21 protein-coding genes are annotated in these 21,373 nt (G+C 37.6%); 4 read left to right on the top strand and 17 right to left on the bottom strand.

Going from position 1 to position 21,373, the window contains the following annotated elements; all coding sequences use genetic code 11:
• Positions 1-129 precede the first annotated feature (129 nt).
• The 3 genes from ACEN3Z_RS01240 to ACEN3Z_RS01250 form a co-directional block, all read right to left on the bottom strand.
• Complete coding sequence (locus tag ACEN3Z_RS01240) at positions 130-1,713, bottom strand: peptide chain release factor 3 (protein WP_407089243.1); 1,584 nt, start codon at positions 1,711-1,713, stop codon at positions 130-132.
• 91 nt (positions 1,714-1,804) lie between these two features.
• Positions 1,805-2,455, bottom strand: coding sequence for a DivIVA domain-containing protein (locus ACEN3Z_RS01245; RefSeq protein ID WP_138404838.1), 651 nt, complete (start codon positions 2,453-2,455; stop codon positions 1,805-1,807).
• Positions 2,456-2,551: 96 nt separating this feature from the next.
• Complete coding sequence (locus ACEN3Z_RS01250; protein WP_407089244.1) at positions 2,552-3,610, bottom strand: M42 family metallopeptidase; 1,059 nt, start codon at positions 3,608-3,610, stop codon at positions 2,552-2,554.
• A gap of 104 nt (positions 3,611-3,714) precedes the next feature.
• Here ACEN3Z_RS01250 and ACEN3Z_RS01255 point away from each other — a divergent pair, with 104 nt between their 5' ends.
• A complete protein-coding gene (locus tag ACEN3Z_RS01255) occupies positions 3,715-4,161 on the top strand; it encodes a GNAT family N-acetyltransferase (RefSeq protein ID WP_138404836.1) in 447 nt (148 codons plus the stop codon).
• Positions 4,162-4,217: 56 nt separating this feature from the next.
• Here the strand turns inward: ACEN3Z_RS01255 and mgtE are convergent, their stop codons facing one another.
• From mgtE to ACEN3Z_RS01280, 5 genes are read right to left on the bottom strand one after another with little or no spacing between them, the layout of a single operon-like run.
• Positions 4,218-5,582, bottom strand: a complete 1,365-nt coding sequence (mgtE, locus tag ACEN3Z_RS01260; protein ID WP_407089246.1) for a magnesium transporter — start codon at positions 5,580-5,582, stop codon at positions 4,218-4,220.
• A complete protein-coding gene (locus tag ACEN3Z_RS01265) occupies positions 5,569-6,483 on the bottom strand; it encodes an RluA family pseudouridine synthase (protein WP_407089247.1) in 915 nt (304 codons plus the stop codon). Before ACEN3Z_RS01265 ends, mgtE begins: the two co-directional genes overlap by 14 nt.
• 27 nt (positions 6,484-6,510) lie before the next feature.
• Positions 6,511-7,104 carry a thioredoxin family protein gene (locus ACEN3Z_RS01270; RefSeq protein WP_407089248.1) on the bottom strand — a complete coding sequence of 198 codons (594 nt, stop codon included), beginning with the start codon at positions 7,102-7,104 and terminating at the stop codon, positions 6,511-6,513.
• 15 nt (positions 7,105-7,119) lie between these two features.
• Positions 7,120-7,935, bottom strand: coding sequence for an NAD kinase (locus tag ACEN3Z_RS01275; protein ID WP_407089249.1), 816 nt, complete (start codon positions 7,933-7,935; stop codon positions 7,120-7,122).
• On the bottom strand, positions 7,932-8,612 hold the full coding sequence (locus tag ACEN3Z_RS01280; protein WP_407089250.1) for a GTP pyrophosphokinase family protein: 681 nt from the start codon (positions 8,610-8,612) through the stop codon (positions 7,932-7,934). Before ACEN3Z_RS01280 ends, ACEN3Z_RS01275 begins: the two co-directional genes overlap by 4 nt.
• A gap of 156 nt (positions 8,613-8,768) precedes the next feature.
• Here ACEN3Z_RS01280 and ACEN3Z_RS01285 point away from each other — a divergent pair, with 156 nt between their 5' ends.
• Together ACEN3Z_RS01285 and ACEN3Z_RS01290 are read left to right on the top strand one after the other, a co-directional pair.
• On the top strand, positions 8,769-9,359 hold the full coding sequence (locus ACEN3Z_RS01285; RefSeq protein WP_407089251.1) for a CYTH domain-containing protein: 591 nt from the start codon (positions 8,769-8,771) through the stop codon (positions 9,357-9,359).
• Positions 9,360-9,444: 85 nt separating this feature from the next.
• Positions 9,445-10,110 carry a DsbA family protein gene (locus ACEN3Z_RS01290; RefSeq protein ID WP_407089252.1) on the top strand — a complete coding sequence of 222 codons (666 nt, stop codon included), beginning with the start codon at positions 9,445-9,447 and terminating at the stop codon, positions 10,108-10,110.
• 164 nt (positions 10,111-10,274) lie between these two features.
• Here the strand turns inward: ACEN3Z_RS01290 and ACEN3Z_RS01295 are convergent, their stop codons facing one another.
• The 9 genes from ACEN3Z_RS01295 to ACEN3Z_RS01335 form a co-directional block, all read right to left on the bottom strand.
• Positions 10,275-11,273, bottom strand: coding sequence for a bile acid:sodium symporter family protein (locus tag ACEN3Z_RS01295; RefSeq protein ID WP_407089253.1), 999 nt, complete (start codon positions 11,271-11,273; stop codon positions 10,275-10,277).
• A gap of 334 nt (positions 11,274-11,607) precedes the next feature.
• A complete protein-coding gene (locus ACEN3Z_RS01300; protein ID WP_407089254.1) occupies positions 11,608-12,471 on the bottom strand; it encodes a prephenate dehydrogenase in 864 nt (287 codons plus the stop codon).
• A gap of 13 nt (positions 12,472-12,484) precedes the next feature.
• Positions 12,485-13,339 carry a prephenate dehydratase gene (locus ACEN3Z_RS01305; RefSeq protein ID WP_407089255.1) on the bottom strand — a complete coding sequence of 285 codons (855 nt, stop codon included), beginning with the start codon at positions 13,337-13,339 and terminating at the stop codon, positions 12,485-12,487.
• 154 nt (positions 13,340-13,493) lie between these two features.
• Positions 13,494-15,257, bottom strand: coding sequence for an ABC transporter ATP-binding protein (locus ACEN3Z_RS01310; protein ID WP_407089256.1), 1,764 nt, complete (start codon positions 15,255-15,257; stop codon positions 13,494-13,496).
• A 13-nt stretch (positions 15,258-15,270) separates the two neighbouring features.
• On the bottom strand, positions 15,271-17,004 hold the full coding sequence (locus ACEN3Z_RS01315) for an ABC transporter ATP-binding protein (protein WP_407089257.1): 1,734 nt from the start codon (positions 17,002-17,004) through the stop codon (positions 15,271-15,273).
• A gap of 136 nt (positions 17,005-17,140) precedes the next feature.
• Positions 17,141-17,497, bottom strand: coding sequence for a 50S ribosomal protein L20 (gene rplT / locus ACEN3Z_RS01320; protein ID WP_138404823.1), 357 nt, complete (start codon positions 17,495-17,497; stop codon positions 17,141-17,143).
• A gap of 29 nt (positions 17,498-17,526) precedes the next feature.
• The gene (gene rpmI, locus ACEN3Z_RS01325; RefSeq protein ID WP_138404822.1) at positions 17,527-17,724 is read right to left on the bottom strand and encodes a 50S ribosomal protein L35; all 198 of its coding nucleotides are present in this window, start codon (positions 17,722-17,724) and stop codon (positions 17,527-17,529) included.
• Between the two features lie 33 nt (positions 17,725-17,757).
• Positions 17,758-18,288: a translation initiation factor IF-3 gene (infC, locus tag ACEN3Z_RS01330; RefSeq protein ID WP_138404854.1), complete on the bottom strand. Its 531-nt coding sequence runs from the start codon at positions 18,286-18,288 to the stop codon at positions 17,758-17,760.
• A 202-nt stretch (positions 18,289-18,490) separates the two neighbouring features.
• Positions 18,491-19,648, bottom strand: coding sequence for an O-antigen ligase family protein (locus tag ACEN3Z_RS01335; RefSeq protein ID WP_407089258.1), 1,158 nt, complete (start codon positions 19,646-19,648; stop codon positions 18,491-18,493).
• A gap of 201 nt (positions 19,649-19,849) precedes the next feature.
• Between ACEN3Z_RS01335 and ACEN3Z_RS01340 the strand changes: the two genes are divergently transcribed.
• Positions 19,850-21,040, top strand: a complete 1,191-nt coding sequence (locus ACEN3Z_RS01340; RefSeq protein WP_407089259.1) for a D-alanyl-D-alanine carboxypeptidase family protein — start codon at positions 19,850-19,852, stop codon at positions 21,038-21,040.
• Positions 21,041-21,373: the final 333 nt, after the last annotated feature.

Below are 21,373 nucleotides of genomic sequence, written 5' to 3' on the forward strand. Positions count from 1 at the left end.
ATAAATAAAACCCTTACTTATATAAGAATACCATTTTTTTAGCGTTTCAACAATATAAAACTCTTGATTTAATATCTTTAATGTTTAAAGCATCCTCTATTTAAATATATCCTTCAATAATATCCGTGATTATAACAGTTGTTCTAACTCAATATCTGGATATTTATCTTGGAACCAGCGTTCAGCAAATTGATTCTCAAATAAGAATACTGGAGCTCCAAAGCGGTCACGAACAAGTAAATTACGACTCGATGACATACTTGGATCCAAGTCATCCTCTTTAATCCAACGTGCAATTTTATTCCCCATTGGAGTCATATCAACTTCGGCATTATATTCATTCAGTAAGCGGTATTGGAAGACTTCGAATTGAAGTTGTCCTACGGCTCCGATAATATATTCTTCCGTATGATATGTTTTGTATAACTGAATCGCACCTTCTTGAACTAATTGTTCAATCCCTTTATGGAATGATTTTTGTTTCATAACATTTCTAGGGCTGACTTTCATGAACATCTCAGGCGTAAATTGTGGTAATGGCGGGAAAGCAACAGCCTTCTTACCTGAATACAACGTATCTCCAATTTGCAGATTCCCTGTATCATACAGACCGATAATATCTCCGGCAACGGCTGTACTTACTTCTTCACGAGTGTCTGCCATGAATTGTGTCGTATGAGCCATACGAATTTTCTTTTGTGTACGGTTTAAGGTCACGTTCATGCCCGGTTCAAACTGCCCTGAAGCAATACGAATAAAGGCGATACGATCTCGGTGAGCCGGGTTCATGTTCGCTTGAATCTTAAAGACAAAGCCAGTAAAGTCATCCTCAACTGGATCTACTTCATCGCCACTTTCAAGTTCAATAGATTCTGGTGCTGGTGCTAACTCAACGAATGCATCTAAGAATGTTTGAACACCAAAACCAGTTAAAGCTGATCCAAAGAAGACTGGCGTTAACTTACCGTTAGCGATCTTGTCTAAATCAAATTCATTTCCTGCTTCATGCAATAATTGTGCGTCTTCTAAAGCTTGAGAATATATCGATGACTCTTTAAACGTATGCTCACCTTGAGCTTCACCGTCTTCATCTAAAGGAATAAAGATATCTTCCTCTTCTTCATCATTCCCTCTTAATTCAACACGCTCATTATATAAATCATAAAGACCGATTAAATTTCGTCCCATACCCATCGGCCAATTCATTGGGTACGCGTCAATACCTAAGACTTCTTCCAATTCAGCCACTAACTCTAAAGGCTCACGTCCGTCACGGTCTAATTTGTTAATAAAGGTAAAGATGGGGATTCCACGGTGACTTACAACTTCGAATAATCGTTTCGTCTGTGGCTCAATCCCTTTACCAGAGTCAACAACCATAACTGCCGCATCCACGGCCATTAATGTACGATACGTATCCTCTGAGAAATCCTCATGTCCCGGTGTATCGACAATATTAACTTGATGTCCGTCATAATCTACTTGCATCACCGAACTGGTTACAGAGATCCCTCTTTGTTTCTCGATCTCCATCCAGTCAGATTTTGCGAATTTGTTTGATTTTTTACCCTTTGCCTTAACTGTCCCTGCTTCACGTATGGCTCCACTGTATAACAGCATTGCTTCGGTAATGGTTGTCTTACCCGCATCCGGATGGGAGATAATCGCAAATGTCCGTCTTCTTTTGACTTCTTGCTCTAAATTATTTACCAAATAGTTACTTCCTTTCGTTATTGTCCGTTTCAAAAAAATGGAACAATGCAATGTGATTGAGTTCATCATTGCATTGTTCATAACATAAAAATTATCCGTTTAGTGTTCTCAACTCGATTAATTTTTTCTCGATATTACGTTCAGGTCCTTGAGTTTCTTTTGAAGCTGCATCATTGGCAATCACTTCATGAATTAATTTCTCTAATTCACGTTTTTCTTCATCTGTTAAAGTACTCTCAGAGACTGACTCTTCGTCGCTTTCTTTGCGTTTTTCAACTTTGCCATCTGAAAATTCGTTAATCTGCATCGTAAATTGATCCACTTCACTTTTAGGGAATAGTGATTCAAAATCTGTGCCATCAATAAACTCTGATACTTGATCAACCATTTCACGCATTTCGTCTTTCATGAATGTTAAGCGATCTCTTAAAGCATTCCCACCATTCAATAAATCATTCCCACGATTAATTGTTTCCTCTTTTAATTGAGTTGCTTGCTCATTCGCTTTACTAATGATTTGTTCAGCTTGTCCAGCTGAATCTTCGATTATTTGTGAACCTTTTTGTCTTGCGTCAACGATTCCTTCTTTTAGGGCTGACTCTAATTCGATATAGGTCGCTAGTTGACTTTCTAAGCTTTCAATCTTCTTTTCCAATTCGTCAATTTTACTTGTCTGTTGACTCATCATCGAATCTACTTGACTTGTATTATAGCCAAATAAACTTTTCGATATATCTACCACTCATATCACTCCTCTACACTCTAACTCTCACTATGTTATGTACTTCTTATAGTAGCAAATTTCAAGGCATTTTACACGTTCTTTTTACATATTAATTTAATCAATCATTTCTGATTCTAAATAACTTGCAATTAATTCATATGTAGCGTCTACAGATTCGAAGTGAGTGCGCTCGTAAGCATGACTAGAATCAATGCCTGCTCCGATTAAACCGTGACGAACATCTGCCCCAGCTCTCATGGCTGCTGATGCATCACTTGAATAGAATGGGTAAATATCTAATTGATATTCAATATCATTTGCTTTACATAATTGAACGAATTGATTACGTAAGCCTAAGTGATATGGACCAGATCCATCTTTCGCACAAATCGACACACTATATTCATCCGTCCGTTGGTCATCGCCCATGGCTCCCATATCTACCGCAAGATATTCTTTCACTTCAGAAGCAATATTAGAATTACCTCCATAACCAATCTCTTCATTGGTTGAGATATAGAAATGCGTTGTATGTGCTAAATCAATCTGATTACGGTGAATATTCTCAACCAATTCAATTAATAACGCAACACTGACTTTGTCATCTAAATGACGTGATTTAATAAAGCCTTCGGCTGTAATCATAGCTCTTGGGTCAAAAGAGATAAAATCGCCCACTTGAATACCAAGTTCTTCAACATCTTCTTGGTTCTTCACTTTATAATCTAAGCGAATTTCCATATTATCTTGATTACGTTCGGCTGTACGCGCGTCTTTATAGACGTGAACACTCGTTTGGTGCATAAGGATTGTTCCGTTATACTCTTTATCTTCTAAACTTGAATGAACGGTACAGTACTCTCCTTCAATCGCGTTAAAAGTAAAGCCACCAATCAAATCAAGTTTTAAGCGACCATTCGGTTTAATCGCACGAACCATTCCACCTAATGTATCCACATGAGCTGTCACAAAGCGGTGACTTTCTTTATTCTTACCATCGATACTTACAAGTAACCCGCCCTTGGGCGTCACTTCATAAGTGACTCCCATCTCATCAAACAAACCACAAATATAGTGAATAATATCTGCTGTATAACCCGTTGGAGATGGAATCGTTGTTAAGTTTTTTACATTTTCTAATCGTTTTTTTGATACTTCTTTTATTTCTGTCATAAAAAAACACCCTTTGCTCATTGTATTTATATTCTGTATTATAGTAAAATAACGTCAATAATGTCACTGTGATTAATTATACATGAAATCGTGGAGGGTTTTAAATGAAATTTACTTGGGTATTAGATGGAGACACTTCAAAATTAAAGGACGCATTCGATATTCGTAAGAAAGTCTTTATTTACGAACAAAATGTTGATCCAGGACTTGAATTAGATGGTTTGGATCAGCAATTAATTCACCTAATTGGATATATTGACAATCGTCCCGTCGCAACGGCACGAATCAATCTTAATGACGCTAAGACAAAAGCAAAGATCCAACGTGTGGCAGTTCTAAAAGAACAAAGAGGTCAGCGCTTAGGATTTAAATTGATGGAAGAAATTGAAAGATGGGCAAGAGAAACTAACCCTTCCATTGAGGTACTTAGCTTATCTGCTCAAGATCCAGCTATCCCCTTCTATGAGAAATTAAATTACGCAATCACAAATGAAGAAGGCTACTTGGATGCCAACATCCCTCATCATGACATGGAAAAACAAATCAATTAAAAAACGACCCTTTGACTGTTTTAAAATAGTCAAAGGGTCGTTCGTTATGTATTGCTTTAAATAATAGCTGATAAGAATAATTGAGCAATACTAAAGTAGATAAATACTGATGTTAAGTCACTCAGCGTTGAGATAAATGGTCCACTCGCAACTGCAGGGTCAAAACCAAGTCTGTCCATAATCTTCGGTATAAATGAACCTGCAAGATTTGCTACAATAATTGCAGCCATCATCGCTATTCCAATCACTGCACCTAGAACAAGATTTTGTTGCCAGACTAAGACGATTAACATCACTGTAATTCCGACAATGAGTCCAGTAATCGCGCCAGTAATTAATTCAAACATTAATGAAGTAAAGAAGTTCTCGTCATCGTATTTATTTGTCAATTTCCTTACAGCTACGGCCAATGACTGTGTCCCAGCATTTCCGGCTGTACCAGTAATTAAAGTAACAAAAGCAGATAAGACACTTGCTTCAGAAATTAGCGCATCATACTGACTAATTAAAGTCGCTGTTCCCATTCCTAAGAATAGTAAAGTGACCAACCAAGGAAGACGACTTCTTGCCGCTGATAGTGGCGTGTCATGACTCTCGCTAACGTCAACCGCCGCTAAACCAGAGTAGTCACTATCTGCCTCATCTTGTATAACATCTAAGACATCATCAACCGTAATGACACCGAGTAATTCACGGTCAAAACCAACAACAGGAAGCGCTAATAGGTCATAATCTTGAACCATCTTGGCTACTTCTTCTTGGTTATCATTTACTTGAACCGAAATCACACGCGTATTCATCACGTCATGAATCAGCTTATCTTCATCATTAATAATTAAATCCTTTAATGAGATTACACCAACGAGACGATTATTTTCATCTACAACATATACATAGTAAATTGTCTCAGCTTTAATCGCTTGCTCTCTCAGTCTGTGATAAGCGGCACCTAGAGTTAAGCCTTCTTGAACAGAGATAAATTCAGTCGTCATAATCGCCCCAGCTGTCTCGTCTAAATAATTAATCAGCGAGCTGATTTCACGAGCACTTTCTGCAGGCATTAGGTTCATATAGAGATTAATACGTTCACGGTTTTTTAAGCTATTCAACACATCAACCGCATTATCGGCATACATCTCGCCTAGAACTGACGCAGCATAAGGTGGAGACATCTCTTCAAAGTAGATATCAATCGTCTCGTCTTGCGATTCGAGCATGTCGAAGACATCTGCTAATTCTGAAGGAGATAAATATTGATAAATCTTTTCACGATCCTCTTTTTCCAAATTCGCAAATATCATACTTTGCTCATAATTATGTAAGGCTAGATACTCGGTTCTAAATCGAGTCATTCGGTTTTCGTTCAATAATTTTTTAAACGTTTCGATACTCTCTTCAAGAGATCTTTCAAATATTTCCATTTTCTATCTCCTCTTTTCTGATATTTAACCACGTGTGCATATCTTCTGGTATGGCTTGTTTGATGTGGATGTCTTCTCCTGTAAATGGATGAACAAACTGTAACTCACCACAATGCAAGGCTTGTCTTGATATCACGGAATCTTTTACTCCGCCATATAAATCATCGCCAACTAAAGGCCCACCCTTGTGGGCTAAGTGAACTCTGATTTGATGTGTACGTCCTGTGTGAAGCTGCATTCTTAGTAAACTTGCCTCTTCTACTTGTTCTTTTAACCAATACTCAGTTAAAGCAGCTTGCCCTGCTGGATCCACTATTCGACTGATAATTGATTCTGGATTACGGCCAATCGGTGCATCGATATAACCATGTTTATCCCAATCCACTTTATGTGACAAACCATAATAGATTTTAGTTAAACCTTTGCTTTGGATCATCCGGTCCATGTATGCATGGGCAAGACGGTGTTTAGCAATCAACATCAACCCGGTCGTATCGCGGTCTAAACGAGTGACGATATGAATCACTTGGTCTTTATATTCTTCTCTTACATAATAACCTTTAATACGATTTGCCATCGAGCTATCTGGATTTTGCTTTGAAGGAATGGAAACCGAAGCACTCGGTTTGTTCACAATCAAGAAATCACGGTCTTCGTAAACGACATCAATCGGGATATCTGACGGTGCTACCGTTTCATGTCCGTGTTCATCCGGTGCGATGAGTGTTAATACATCACCTTGGTTTAAAGTTGCTCTCACGGTCACTTCTTCTTGATTCAGTAAGATCTGCCCACCGTTGTGCTTCACCGCTTTTACAAAATTTCTTGGTATCCCTTCAAAGTGTAAAAAGTGTTTAATCGTTTGTTCTAAAGTATCTTGATACTCCCATGTTAAAATCACATTATCTTCCTAACTTGTTAAAATTTTCTATTGGTATTCTTCAGTATAGAGCGTGAAGAATTGTTCAATTTGTTCCATTGATGACTCATGACTGATTCGCTCTTTTGCTTCGCCATCTTCCATCACAAAGACATACGGAACAGTCTCGACACCAAATGTTTGCATGGCTCCTTGGAAGGTCGCATCGTGTTCGTGTAATCGAGTATTATAGTAATAGATTGGAACGTTTAATTCACTAGCAATTTGGTTAATCTTAGGTGATAAAGCTTTACACCAAGGGCATTCATCAAAGCCAATATATAATAACTTCGCTTGGTCACTCGTCTCTTGCAGAAACTCAATATAATCTGCTTCTGTTTGAACCGCTTCAATCTGTGAATAATCCACTGGAGATTGCGTTCCTTCGGCAAATGTCCCTATCTTATCTAGAGAATCATAGATCATGCCTTTTGCGTCCTCATTCATTGTTAACAACGACGTATCTCCTGGAATAGTAACGGGTGCGTTGATTCGCTCAACTCCGGCGAGTGCGGTATGTTCAAACTCATCGCTCTGGCTACTACAAGCCACTACCAAACCAACCGTCATGACTAGACCTATAACTTTCAAAATCCGCTGCATTTATAACATTCTCCTTTAAAGTGATTGTTTTCTCCCAATAAACGCATTTTCAACCCGATCCCAAAAGTGGGTATGTTTGAAGCTTGCGAAATGGATCCGTTGTTTAGCAACCTGACAAGTCACTTTGGATACTTCATAATTCAACCAACTTTGATTATCCACGGAAAGAATCGCAGATTGCGTATTCTCTGGTTTCAAAGTAAACCATTCATCTGAAGGAATAATAATTGGAGAACTTAAGGTACGATACACTCGATTATTTATTGAAGCCATCTCAGTCATTTGAATCGCATCTAGGCGCGGATGGATGACTGCTCCCCCTAATGATTTATTCAAGCCTGTTGATCCGGTTGGTGTTGAAATATTAATGCCATCTCCTCGGAAAGTCTCGAAGAAGTGGTCTTTAATATAGACGTCACTCACCATGGTTCCCATCGTTGAACGGATGGAGAATTCATTCAAAGCTAACATCTTCTTACACCGCCCATCTTCTAAATAAATTTCGACATTGAGTAAAGGATAAGACACCGATTGATCGGATGCATTTAATAATCCATCCACAACCGCATCCACTTCATTGCTAAGCCAATCCGTATAGAAGCCTAGATGTCCAGTATGGATTCCGACGAATCTCGAATGTTCAATATATTGTTCGAAATGATGAAAGGCAGATAAGAAGGTTCCGTCTCCTCCAATTGAAATAATAAAATCTGGTTGTTCACGTTCATCCACAATTTCAATCTGGTGTTTATTTAATTTGTTTGTGAGTTCAGTTTTAATAGATTGAGATTGAGGTTTTGTATTTGAATAAATTAGTACCGTTGGTTTCATTGATTCACCTCATAATTCCCTTTATTTATTGCTGTATCGGGGTCCTCATATCTTTGTTCGAAGAATTGTGTCGCTTCGCGTATCTCTTCTCGAATCTCTGACATTTCTTGATCCAGCATAAATGCTGCTTCTGAAGCTCTTTCCAGTCGTTCAAGAATGTGCTTTGGATACTCTCCTTGATACTTATAGTTCAGCGAATGCTCGATCGTCGCCCAGAAATTCATCGCTAATGTTCTTATTTGAACCTCTACAATGACGGTATCCACATTCTTTGCGCGTTGTACAGGATATTCAATAACCATATGATATGATCGGTAGCCACTGGGCTTATGGTGGTGAATGTAGTCACGAATCAATAATACTTTGAAATCCGTCCGTTCTTTTATTAATTCGGCTACTTCATAGATATCTTCAACAAATTGACACATGATTCGGATTCCAGCGATATCTTGAACACCAATTAACATATCTTCAGGTTCAATTTCTCGCATTTCCATCTTCTCGAGAATACTCTCGCGTGTCTTCACACGTCCTGTAACGAACTCTATCGGCGTATGGCGGTGTAAAGTTCGGTATTCTTTTCGAATATTCTTTAGTTTCAGCTTTAATTCTTCTACAGCTTGTTCATAAGGAGCTAAGAATAAGTCCCAATTCTCGATAAAATTATCTTCTATCAATTTAGTCACCGACTTTCTTATTTTTGTATAAGTATATTTATTTGCATATAGTAATGAATTATTATAGGATAAATGACGGACTGTAATGGACATACAGTTTTTTTATTTTTTGTATATATTACATTGTACATAATTTAGCTAAGAAAGGATATATACATGGTATCTTCAATTGAAAGAGAATTAAAAACACTACTAAGTAAAGCTGAGTATGAAAAGCTTTATACTTATTTTAATTTACAAAATCAACCAAAAATCATTCAATCCAATTACTATTATGATACAGCAGATGAAATTTTCAAGCAAAATAATTCAGCGCTGAGATTAAGAGTGTTTGATAATGGTTCGAGTGAATGGACAATTAAAGAGAGAGTGTCTGAACTTGAATCGATTGAACTTACTCAATTCAATCGAGAGAAAGTGATAGACGTGCCACAATCATTGAATGAAGACATTATTTATTCAGCGGATATCCAAGAGTTTATTGCTTCAAGAAATATCGTCTGGACTGATATTAAAAGAACAATGAGTCTCATTACAGAACGTTATAATATCGACGTTCCTTATGGATTATATGCGTTAGACTATACTCAATATCCGCAAGCTGAAGATTACGAATTGGAACTTGAATCTCAAGATATTGAAGTTGCTTTAGAACAATTTAATTCACTGTTAGCGAGTGTTGATATATCTTACAAACAAGCAGAAACGAAGTTATCACGCGCACATCGATACTCTACAAATGAATAAATGAACAAGCCTATCATTCGCTAATAGTTTACTTTATTGTTAATATTAACTATACCAAATATAAGAAAGGAGGAGGAATTTCTAAATGAGTCAATATCAAATCGAATATAGACACAATGGCGTTCCAAGTGTATTTGAATTATTTTTATTCGTTAATCCATTAGGGAAAAATTGTTACACTTGTCAACATGAAGTTTTAAAATTAATTGATTTAGTAACGTCAAACATAGATTTGCACATCCTACCTTTTCATAATCAACGTTTAGTTGAAGACTATATGCAACAACTTGGTATCAAAAAAACAAACTTGCAGGAGAGAAATTACATCTTTCAATCGGTATACCGGGCATCTCTCGCATATAAAGCAGCATGTATGCAAGGGAAACGATTAGGTCGTTATTTCTTAATGCGCCTTCAGGAGACAATCAATGGCGATATTTCTAAATTTAGTGAAGAATTCGCAATTGATCTTGCCAATGACGTTGGACTAGATGTCGAGATATTTCAACAAGATATGCAGTCGGATTTTGTTAAACATTTGTTCTTAAAAGACCAAAAGACTGCCATCGATATGTCAGTTGAATCTACCCCTTCTCTAGTTATTTATGAATACGTCACAGGCGAAGCAAGGTTATTAGAAGGCTATCCAATAACTTTAGAAACAATCTTAGATGAGATTGATGCTTTAATATGTGATGGCACTAATCATGAAGAATCAGGTGCGAATGTGGCAGCATTACGACTTCTATAAAACTTAATTTAACAGGGGCTGACCTATCGCCCTTCTTTTTTATGCGCATAACAAGAGGCTCAACACTGTGGACAAATGTCACCACGATTGTTGAGCCTTTTTTGTTTGGGTGGTGCGTGTGTTTTTCACTCACTTACCTATTGACACTCCACACAAATCTAAAATTAATATGTTCTTTGTAAAACTGTTGATCTCGCATTTCTTGCTCGCGCTGCTGCTTTTCCTCCCTCGGCTTCTTTCATATCTTTCTTAGCACATAAACTACCAAACATCATTCCAACAAGTGTATGGACGATCGTTCCAGCTGCACCCGCTAAGGCTGCTTCTGGTGAAAAATGCGTTAAACCTAAACTTGCGGATAGCCCTGTATTTTGTGCCGCAACTTCAATCGCACACGTACGTTTTGTTATCGCAGAAGCATTGAATAACCCATAGATAAAGTAAACAATTGCATAAGCTAATAAATGATGAACTAATACTGCTAGGACAACCGTTAGACCACCGGTTAGTAAATTCTCACGGTTCACTGATACTGTTCCAGCGAGAACTAACAGTACCGCCATCGATGAGAATGATGGCATCGCTGTCTTGATCTTTTCTGACTTGTCCCCTAAGAGATGAGACACAACTAATCCTAAGACAATTGGCACTAAGACGATTTGTGTGATGGATAAGAACATTGGCCAAAAAGCAATTTCAATAAATGCTCCGCCATAAGTCGCGATCAGAAGTGGTGTAACGAATGGGGATAATAATGTAGACACCGTTGTAGCACTCACTGAAAGTGGCACATTCCCATTAGCTAAGAGAGCCATAATGTTCGATGCGGTCCCTCCAGGAACTGATCCAACTATGATTAAACCTAAAGCCACATCACCTGATAGACCGAATAATTTCGCAATTGCAAAAGCGCTCAGTGGCATAAATAAGTATTGGATGGCAGAAACCATAATCACGCTCGTTGGGTTTTTAAGAACATGAGAAAAGTCAGATGCTTTCAATGTCAAGCCCATGGTGAACATAATGATTTGAAGTAATACACTCACATAACCACTTAAAGGTGTGAAAAAACTTGGGAACATTAAGGCTAATAAAGCCGTTAATACTACGAACATTGACAGGTTACTTGTAAAAGCGCTATTAAATTGTTTAAATAAATTCATGGATGAATCCTCCTATTGTTTTCTGTGTAATTTGATAAATATGGACGTCGCTTTCAATGTCACTCATCGTTTTACCACTCCTTTGAATAATAAAAACCCCCACTCTAGATTACTAGAATGGGGGTTTGTTATCTGTTCCCATTCATTCAAGACGAATAGGACTTTTTAAACTGATTATAAAATCAATTTAACAAGTCCGGTCTTTGAATGACAATAATAATATTGTTGAAATGGGTAAACATAAGATAACCTCTTTTATCATTTATTTTTAATGTGATTATAATATAACTCACTTAGATTCTAATTGCAAGGAATTTAATACTTTAAATTGAAATTAAATCATTAAGTCATTCTTTTCAAAATCTTCACGGCGGCGAGTGGCTTCAATAAAGACTTCTTCTAATTCACGTTTATTATTCGTTAAGAGCGATTCTTTAATTTTTGTCATTTCTGCTTCAAATTCGCTAATAACTTGAACAAGCACATCCTTATTATTTAACATCAATTCTGACCACAGATTCTCATTTAGTTTCGCAATTCGAGTTAAATCTCGGTAACTGTCACCGATGAATTGAACCGTATTACGTTCAGGTTGATCACTATTAATTAACGCCGCTGCAATACAATGGCATAATTGGCTCGTATAAGCGATTAATTCGTCATGAACGATTGGCGTTACTTGGGTTAATCTTTGGAAGCCAATTTTCTTAAGAAGGGCTTTAAATACTTCCAGGTTCTCTGACTTATTCGAAGCGAGTGGTGTTAATATATAATTCGCTCCTATAAAGGCTGTGTGGTCTGAGTATTCAAAGCCTTGTGATTCTCGCCCTGCCATTGGGTGTCCAAAGATAAAGTCGACTTGTTTAGGTAAAATTGGCAAGATACTGTCAATCACATATTGTTTAATCCCTGTCGTTTCAGTTAGGATGGCACCCTCTTTGAAAGCGTCTGAGTTTTGTAGGATAAATTCTTTAATATTCTCAGGGTATAGGGCAATAATAACGATATCAGCACGTTGTAGAATCGTTTCATTCTCAACTTCACCTTCTGCAATCACACCGGCTTCCAGGGCTTTGTCGAGTGTCGCTTGGTTTCTATCAATTCCCATCACATAATAATTCGAACTATCCGAAGCCTTAAATGCTTTCGCAAAGGAACCTCCGATGACACCTAAACCAACAATTGCAATCTTTTTCATTTTTATCCCCTTCCTAAACGTCTAAATAAATACTTTTTGACACTTGATCATATTGCCCCATGATTTGAAGGTATTCTGATACTTGATATAAAGTCTGAATCAATATGTTCACGGGTGAACTCATCTCTTTAATCGACACTTCTATAAAGAATCCATAAGTAAATGGCTGATTCTCAATCGGTCTGGCGCTTAAGTTTTGTAAGTTGCAATTGAAAATATCAAATACTTGAAGCAACTTAGATAAAGCACCCGATTCGTGACGAGTCTCAACATATAGACTTAAGCAAGTCCCGGTATATTCTCTTTCTTGAATCTTTTCAATCACATAGAAACGGGTCGTGTTTGTTGATTCGTCTTGCACATTCTCCATTAATGGAACTAATTGATGTAACTCCCCTGCTCGAGGACTCGCAATTGCAGCAATATCTCGTCGATTTAATGTTTGAATATATGACGCAGCTTTGGCAGTGTCTTCATATACCTTGCTTTCAATCAGTGGATACGAATTAAAGAACACCTGACATTGCGACAAGGCTTCAGGATGTGAATATACCATCTGAATGTCTTCTAAGCGACTTCCTTCCACTCCCCATAAAGTATGTCGAACAGGTTGGTAAGCCTCTGCAATCGCCATGACAGGCTTATAACGCAGTAAATCTGTGACACGAGCAATGATGCCGGTCGTTGAGTTCTCAACTGGAACGACAATTAAATCCAACTTGTCATCTAATAAATCATTCACGACCGCTTTAAAATCTCCATAAGGTACTGGTACTATCTCTGTCGTTGTATCATCCAATGTCTTTATATAATCTTGTAACGTTGCCTCACTATAAGAACCGGCAACACCTTGATATCCTATACGCATCCAAATTCCCCCAAAAATAAAAACCCACAGTCACTCAGATTGCTCTGATGAGTGACTGTGGGTTTATTGTATTCAATGTCACTTTCCATTATCTATTGCTAATATTGTAATCGAAATTAGCATTAAATGAAAGGTTGCATTCAATCTTTATATATTAAGTATTAAATTGGCTTTGATATAAGTCATAGTAGAAGCCTTTTTGTTCTAATAATTGCTCATGGTTACCATGTTCAATGATTTGACCATCTTTCATCACTAAGATACGATCGGCATCTTGGATGGTTGAAAGGCGGTGGGCAATAACGAAACTCGTACGCCCTTCCATCAAGCGTTCCATCGCTTTTTGAATCAACTGCTCTAGTCGAGTATCCACCGAACTTGTCGCCTCGTCTAGAATCAAGATTTTAGGATCAGATAATAAAGCACGTGCAATCGTTAGTAATTGTTTTTGACCGAGAGAAATGTTACTCGACTCTTGGTTCATACGATTCTCATAACCACCTGGTAACGTACGGATAAAATGATCCACGTTAGCCGCTTTGGCAGCTTCAACAATTTGCTCGTCTGTCGCATCTAAATTACCGAAACGTAAATTTTCTTTAATCGTTCCTTCGAACAACCAAGCATCTTGTAATACCATCCCGAATTGCTCGCGATATTTTTGTCTTGAAACGGCTCGGTTGTCTACGCCGTCCAATCTAATCGACCCTTTATCCACATCATAAAAGCGCATCAGTAAGTTAATCATCGTTGTCTTACCTGCACCTGTTGGACCAACAATCGCAATCGTTTCACCCGGTTTAACCTTTACAGAGAAATCTCTAATTAATGGTTTTGTTGGAGTGTATTGGAAAGAAACATCATCGAAAGTCACTTGCCCTGTCACAGGTGAAGGTATTTCTTCCGTTACTTCGTTCAATTCTTCTTCTTGGTCTAATACTTCCCAAATACGTTGCGTTGCAGCAACAGCCGCTTGTAATAACCCAGTAATTTGAGTCACCATTTGAATCGGTTGGTTAATTTGCCATACATATTGAGTAAAGGCCTGTAAGTTACCAACCGTTAAGCGTCCTGCCATCGTGAACATACCACCGACCACCGCAACAACTAAGTAAGCTAAGTGAGATACGACGGATACTAAGGGCATCATTAAACTTGATAAAAAGCTTGCTTTAAAGCCGACATCTGCTAACTCTCCCGTAATCGTACGGAACTCCTCTACAGAACTATCTTCACGCCCATATAAACGAATAATATTAAACCCAGTAAAGTTCTCTTGAACGAAACCGTTCATTCTACCTAAGACATCCGCTTGTTTCTTGAAGTGTTGTTGAGAAATCTTCACTACACTTTGAGCAACAAAGTAAGATATCGGCATACTAATAAAGACAATGAGCGCTAATTGCCAATTCAAAGTCAGCATCATGATCGTGACAAAGATAATCGAAAAGAATGCTGTTGTCACTTGAATTATTCCTTGTTGCAGTGAGTTGGAAACTGTCTCAACGTCACTAGTAATACGTCCTAAGATATCTCCAAATTGGTTACGGTCAAAATAAGCCACGGGGAGACGGTGAATCTTACGGATGATATCATCACGTAAATCACGGGTCATGTTCTGAACCGCAATTGTAATGTAGACGTTCGATCCATAATTTGTCCCTTGAACAATAAATCCACGAATGACATAAACAATTAGAATGGTAATAATGTATTCATAATTGATTGCCGCTCCTTCAGCTCCACGGGCGATATCCACGACGTTTTGAGTAATTTCCGTAATAGCTAATCCTAATACGAACGGCTCAACCACTGTCATTAAAACGTTAATGATTAAGAGTACGAGGGCTAGGATTAGTTGTTTATTATATGTTTTTAAGTATTTCCATAAGTTTCCAAATGTTTTTATTTCTTTCATCTAGCTCACTCCTTTACTCTTCTATAGTTGGATTTTTCATTTGTGAATTTGCAATATCACGGTAAATCTCATTCTCAACCATTAATTCTTCATGCGTTCCGCGTCCGACAATCTCACCTTCGTTTAAAACGATGATTTGATCAGCATTCATAATTGAGCTCACACGTTGAGCAACGACTAATACCGTTGAATTTGTTGTCACTTCTTTCAAGCGACGACGTAATTCCGCATCGGTCTTATAATCCAGTGCAGAAAAACTATCATCAAAGATATATACATCGGGCTGTTTCACAACTGCACGCGCAATCGATAGTCGTTGCTTTTGTCCACCAGATAAGTTTGTTCCACCTTCAGCTAAGAATGAGTGGTAACGTTCTTGAGTCTTATGGATAAAGTCACTTGCTTGCGCCACATCACTGGCACGTTCTAATTCGTTTTCCGTTGCATTGTATTTCCCGTAACGTAAGTTTTCTCCAATCGTTCCAGTGAATAACAATGCTTTCTGAGGAATGAAACCAATCTTTTGACGTAAAGCTTTTAAGTTATAATCACGTACATCCACACCATCGATTATGATACGTCCTAAAGTAACATCGAAGAAACGCGGAATAAGTTGAACTAAAGTCGACTTACCACTTCCGGTACTTCCGATAAAGGCAACCATTTCTCCAGGTTTCGCTTCAAAACTAATATTATGAAGGACTGGATTCTCAGTTTCTCCTGGATAAGCGAATGTCACATTATCAAAAGTTACGTAACCATGTGTTTCAGTTTGGGTTATACCATCTTCATTCACAGAGATCGAAATCTCGGTATTCATTATTTCCTGTAAACGATTCGAAGAAACATTCATTCTTGGATACATAATGAATAATTGTGAGAACATCATCACTGAAAATAAAGCGTGAAAGGCATATTCCACAAAAGCAACCAAGTTACCTACTTGTAATTCTCCAACTGCTAAAGGTTGTAGCGATAGTCCCATAATAAGAACAATCATCCAAACGAGGATATGCATGAAGATTGGGTTTGCTGCTGCCATTAATTTGAATAAACGCGTGGCGATATTTGAATAATGACGACTTTCTTTATTGAAACGATTTTCTTGATACTCCTCACGAGCAAAAGAACGAATCACACGTAGTCCTGTTAAATTCTCTCTCGCATATTGGTTAATTGTATCTAGAGACGTTTGTTGAGCTTCAGATAACGGTCTAGATTTCTTAGCAATGACATAAATCGCAACTAACAGAAACGGCATTGACGCAGCTACAATCCAAGCCAATGACGGACTGGTTATAATGATCATCACAATACTTCCGAAGAACATTAACGGTGTATTCACACCTAAACGCAGTGACATCTCAGCGAACTGCATTAACACGAATGCATCGTTTGTTACACGCGTTACTAAAGATGGAACACCAATCTTTTCAAATTCTTCATGTGAGAACTTTTGCGTATAATCGAAGATGTCATTACGCATATCTCGGATCATGATATTGGTTAATTTACTTGAGGCATAGGATAATAGAATACGTCCAAGTGCACCCAATATAATAATCCCTAACATCACCATGGCTAGAGTAAATAATAAACTTTGATCCCCTGGAATAATTGCTTGGTCAATCATAATTGATAGCACTGTAGGTAAGCCTAAGTTTACTAATACAAAAAAAAGGCTTCCGAACACATCTAATGCAAGCAGTCCGGGATAATTCTTAATATAACGCCAAATATAATTCATATGATTCCTCCTTTGTCTAAGTTCTATCTTAAACATCCGTATTTATTATGGCAACAAATACAGATGTAATATTTCATTTTTTTTGGTATTTTTAACAATAAAAAAGGAGTCTCATTACTGAGACTCAAATCTTAGATTAAGCTAAAGCTGCTTTTGCTTGCTCTACTAAAGCTGAGAAAGCTGCTTCATCGTTAACTGCTAAGTCAGCTAACATTTTACGGTTCATTTCGATACCTGCTTTTTTTAGACCATTCATTAATACACTATAGCTCATTCCGTTCATACGAGCTGCTGCGTTAATACGCGTAATCCATAAACGACGGAAGTTGCGTTTTTTCTGACGACGGTCACGGTAAGCGTAAGTATGAGATTTCATGACTTGTTGTTTAGCCATCTTGAATGAAATACTTTTTGCTCCGTAATAACCTTTTGCTAATTTAATTGTACGTTTACGACGTTGACGAGTAACGTATCCACCTTTAACACGTGCCATTGTGAATTCCTCCTTTTAGTTCGTTGATATTATAGTTGTGAAATTTGTTGTTTGATGCGTTTGAAATCTGAACTAGATACTAACGCTGCTTTACGTAATTGACGACGTTGTTTCTTAGTTTTACCGTGGAAACGGTGAGAAGTAAAGGCTCTAGAGCGTTTTAATTTCCCTGAACCTGTCTTTTTAACACGCTTTGCTAATCCACGATGTGTTTTTTGTTTTGGCATGATAAATCCTCCTATGTTTTAAATAATAATGTTCTATTCTTCGCTACTTATTGGAGCAAGAATTGCGAACATACTACGCCCATCCATCTTAGGTTTTGTTTCAACAGTTGACACTGCATTCGCGTCATCAAGGAAATCCATGATAACGTCGCGTCCTAAGTCTTTATGTGTAATTGCACGGCCGCGGAAACGAATTGAAACTTTAACTTTGTCTCCTTTTTCAAGGAATTTAATTGCTTGACGTAATTTTGTTTGGTAGTCATGGTCTTCAATCCCTGGGCTTAAACGAATTTCTTTTAAGCTGACAGTTTTTTGATTCTTACGTTGCTCTTTCTCTTTCTTCTGTTGCTCATAACGATATTTACCGTAATCCATGATTCGAGCGACAGGGGGTTTTGCGTTAGGAGACACAAGCACTAAATCTAATTCAAACGACTCGGCAATAGTAAGAGCATCCTGAAGAGACTTAACGCCAATCTGTTCGCCTTGATCTCCAATAACACGTACCTCACGTGCACGAATGCCATCATTGATAGGTAATTCTTTTATGATCTCCACCTCCATGTATTTTGAGAAACAAGTAACAATAAAAAAAGCAAGTTTATAAAATAAATATAAACTCGCCGTTAAATATAGACACACCACTCCTAGTGGCAGACTATGTATTTGCCAAATTCACTTTGGCGAGAAACGGCTCGTTTCTACTTGTTTTCTCAACTAACACATAGTACCACATAGATTATCGAAGTGCAATGTTTTTTTAAATTTATTTTGTTTTTTCTGTTAATTGTTGTATTGGCAAGACAACTGCTAGGAAAATGTACCCCGTTTGTGTCCAAAGGATTGATACATCCATTATTCCATGGACGATCACAGTCACGAGCATCGTTGAAATTAAAGCAAATTCCTTACGGTACTCCATCTGCTTCGCTAATCTGACTATAGACTTTAAGTAATCTTTCATCATAAAGCCTAAGATAATGACCCCAATCACACCGTAATCAGCTAAGGTATTAATCCCTAACTGATGTGCATGCATATCTGCTTTGTCAGTATATAAGTAATATAAATTCATATAACTCATGGCCCCACGACCAAACAGCGGATTACTCATAAAAATCTGCCAACCAACATCCCATAGCGCAAACCGATCCTGAAAGGCGTAAGCAATCGAGCTAAACCTAGGGATTAAGTCTGGATTAACGAATAAAGCAATCCCTCCAACTGCTGCCAGTCCCAACATATACCATACATATGACCGCTTCGTCCAAAAGACAAACCAAACAATCGCCACCGCGACTGTAGGGAGCACCATCCGCGAAGCCGTTAGTAAGATACTCATGATATTCAGGACAAATGAAAAATAATAGTAGGCTTTAAATCTCTTAGCATAATCACTCTTTAATAGTAGATACATACCAATATTAATCGCAAAGATACAGTATAAGCCGTAATAATTCGGATTAAAGAAGGTCGACTCTGCCCTCGTCTGAACATTCGCATATTGGAATACATAGAGTAAAGTGTAACCTTCACGGAATACATAAGAGACATAGACAAGGAGTGCATAGATAGCGACAGGAATACTTCCCAGTACGAATATATTCAACGTCTTCAAGTATCTTTCTACTGTGATCCACTTCAAGTAACTACTAAAGTAAATCACAAATAAGAAAAAGACTAAGGTGATTAAAACACCGATGTAGTTTCGATTAATTAATGAAACGATTAGAACATAAAGTATAAATATGCTCAACCATTTGTTTTTAATAAACGTTCGCATTGTTAAGCTACGTTTCTGCCATATTAAGTAGGTAATCGCAAGCAATAGTACAACAGCGTGAAGATAAATAGGTAGTAATATGGCAATAGAAACAATATAAAACAAATTAGGCCGAATATATTTTTTCCAAGCCGATTTCATTTCTCATCCCCCTCAATGTGATTATTTACATTATAGTCTACTTTATTACTTTTTAATAATACAAATTCAAGAAAATGCATAAACAAAGTTTGAATTTTGTGTGAAAAGATATGTAATAAAGTAAAAATATTCCAAGGCTATTTGAAATGCGTAAATAGTTCGCTATAATTAATTGGTATTAAATTTGAGGAGGTCATCACTTTGTTCAATAAACGAACAATAAAGTGGCTTACCGTGCTTTCTTTAACAAGCATGTGTTATGCCAATCTATATCCAACTACAGCCCAAGCTGTAAGTAAAACACCTATCTTTAACTCTAACAATGTATTGTTAGAACCTTCAGAACCAATTGAACTGCCAGAAGATTACCCTAGTGAATTGCAAGAATGGTACGATAGTAATATGGACGCTCGTTCGTATGTCATGATTGATCAGGCAACAAACAAAATTCTTGCCAATCGTGAAGGGAATGTTCCTTACCCTATTGCTTCAATGACGAAAGTATTATCAATGTACTTAATCTATCAAGCCTTAGATGAAGGTACTTTGAAACTTGACCAAGAGATCGAGATTCCAACAGAAATAGTGGAAGATATCTCATCTAATGTAGAATTATCAAACGTCTGGTTGGTAGAAGGGATTACTTACCCCGTTGAGGATTTAATGTATGCCGTCATGTTACAATCTGCCAATGATGCGACTTCTGCTTTAATGTGGGAGATCTATGGTAGCGAACAAGCTGCTGTACAAGCGATGCAAGATCAGTTAACTGAGTGGGGAATAACAAATGCTCAGATGTACTCAACTTCAGGTGCTCCAAACATTGAAGTTCCAGAATCATGGTGGATGCCTGGTTCGAATGAGATGAGCGAGAATACGATGTCCGCAGCAGATATGGCCTTAGTGGCCCAACATACGATTGAAGAATATCCACAAATCTTAGATATTACAACAACCCGCGAATATACCTATATGGAAGGTACAGACGAGGAACAAATTTTATTCAATCCAAACCAATTACTTGAAGGTGGCACTTATGGTCGTTCTGGTATTACTGGCTTGAAGTCTGGTTTCACTGATGCTGCTGGATTGAACTTTGTGGCAACAGGTAATCAAGCAGACCGTGACTTTATTGCGGTAGCGATGGGAACTTTTGGTGAAGGTATGAGCTCATACTGGGAGATCGAAATCCTGTTAGACGGCTTATTAGATCATCCAGAGGTGATCGACCTTGACCTACCTACTAACCTCAAAGCACAAGAGCCTGCTGAGGAATTAGTGGAAGAAGCAGCCCAAGAAGATACAACGACAGAAGATAGTACCCCAATTGAAAACAACCGTGACAACGCGATTACTAACTTCATGCGAGATATCTTTGGAGTGTTTAATTAATTATATGACTAAAAGAGATGCAAAAAAAATTGCATCTCTTTTTTGTTTCTTGGGGTATAAAAAACACAAGACTATGAAGTGTTTTACTCTTTCTACAATCTTGTGTTAAAAATATTTGTTTTCAGTATTATCGGGAAAATCAAGATGGAGATGAGGGGGCTCATCTGAGCCCCTTCACATCAATGTTTTGAGTCATATAGTAATGGTTTTGGTAATGGTTTGTACTAAATCCTCACGCATACGCCTATGTTTTATGTAAATTAATTGGTTGGTGTACCCCTTAAATTTGATACTAAATATTAACATGACATATGTAAAGAAACTATTAATGAT

The sequence above is a fragment of the Ruoffia sp. FAM 26254 genome (assembly GCF_045528545.1).
GTDB classification, from domain to species: Bacteria; Bacillota; Bacilli; order Lactobacillales; family Aerococcaceae; genus Ruoffia; species Ruoffia halotolerans.

Excerpts from the sequence above, each read along its gene's own strand:
- ACEN3Z_RS01250 (WP_407089244.1), bottom strand. The coding sequence starts at position 3,610 with ATGACAGAAATAAAAGAAGTATCAAAAAAACGATTAGAAAATGTAAAA.
- ACEN3Z_RS01255 (WP_138404836.1), top strand. The coding sequence starts at position 3,715 with ATGAAATTTACTTGGGTATTAGATGGAGACACTTCAAAATTAAAGGAC.
- mgtE (WP_407089246.1), bottom strand. The coding sequence starts at position 5,582 with ATGGAAATATTTGAAAGATCTCTTGAAGAGAGTATCGAAACGTTTAAA.
- ACEN3Z_RS01270 (WP_407089248.1), bottom strand. The coding sequence starts at position 7,104 with ATGCAGCGGATTTTGAAAGTTATAGGTCTAGTCATGACGGTTGGTTTG.
- ACEN3Z_RS01275 (WP_407089249.1), bottom strand. The coding sequence starts at position 7,935 with ATGAAACCAACGGTACTAATTTATTCAAATACAAAACCTCAATCTCAA.
- ACEN3Z_RS01285 (WP_407089251.1), top strand. The coding sequence starts at position 8,769 with ATGGTATCTTCAATTGAAAGAGAATTAAAAACACTACTAAGTAAAGCT.
- ACEN3Z_RS01290 (WP_407089252.1), top strand. The coding sequence starts at position 9,445 with ATGAGTCAATATCAAATCGAATATAGACACAATGGCGTTCCAAGTGTA.
- ACEN3Z_RS01295 (WP_407089253.1), bottom strand. The coding sequence starts at position 11,273 with ATGAATTTATTTAAACAATTTAATAGCGCTTTTACAAGTAACCTGTCA.
- ACEN3Z_RS01300 (WP_407089254.1), bottom strand. The coding sequence starts at position 12,471 with ATGAAAAAGATTGCAATTGTTGGTTTAGGTGTCATCGGAGGTTCCTTT.
- ACEN3Z_RS01305 (WP_407089255.1), bottom strand. The coding sequence starts at position 13,339 with ATGCGTATAGGATATCAAGGTGTTGCCGGTTCTTATAGTGAGGCAACG.
- ACEN3Z_RS01310 (WP_407089256.1), bottom strand. The coding sequence starts at position 15,257 with ATGAAAGAAATAAAAACATTTGGAAACTTATGGAAATACTTAAAAACA.
- ACEN3Z_RS01315 (WP_407089257.1), bottom strand. The coding sequence starts at position 17,004 with ATGAATTATATTTGGCGTTATATTAAGAATTATCCCGGACTGCTTGCA.
- rplT (WP_138404823.1), bottom strand. The coding sequence starts at position 17,497 with ATGGCACGTGTTAAAGGTGGATACGTTACTCGTCAACGTCGTAAACGT.
- rpmI (WP_138404822.1), bottom strand. The coding sequence starts at position 17,724 with ATGCCAAAACAAAAAACACATCGTGGATTAGCAAAGCGTGTTAAAAAG.
- infC (WP_138404854.1), bottom strand. The coding sequence starts at position 18,288 with ATGGAGGTGGAGATCATAAAAGAATTACCTATCAATGATGGCATTCGT.
- ACEN3Z_RS01335 (WP_407089258.1), bottom strand. The coding sequence starts at position 19,648 with ATGAAATCGGCTTGGAAAAAATATATTCGGCCTAATTTGTTTTATATT.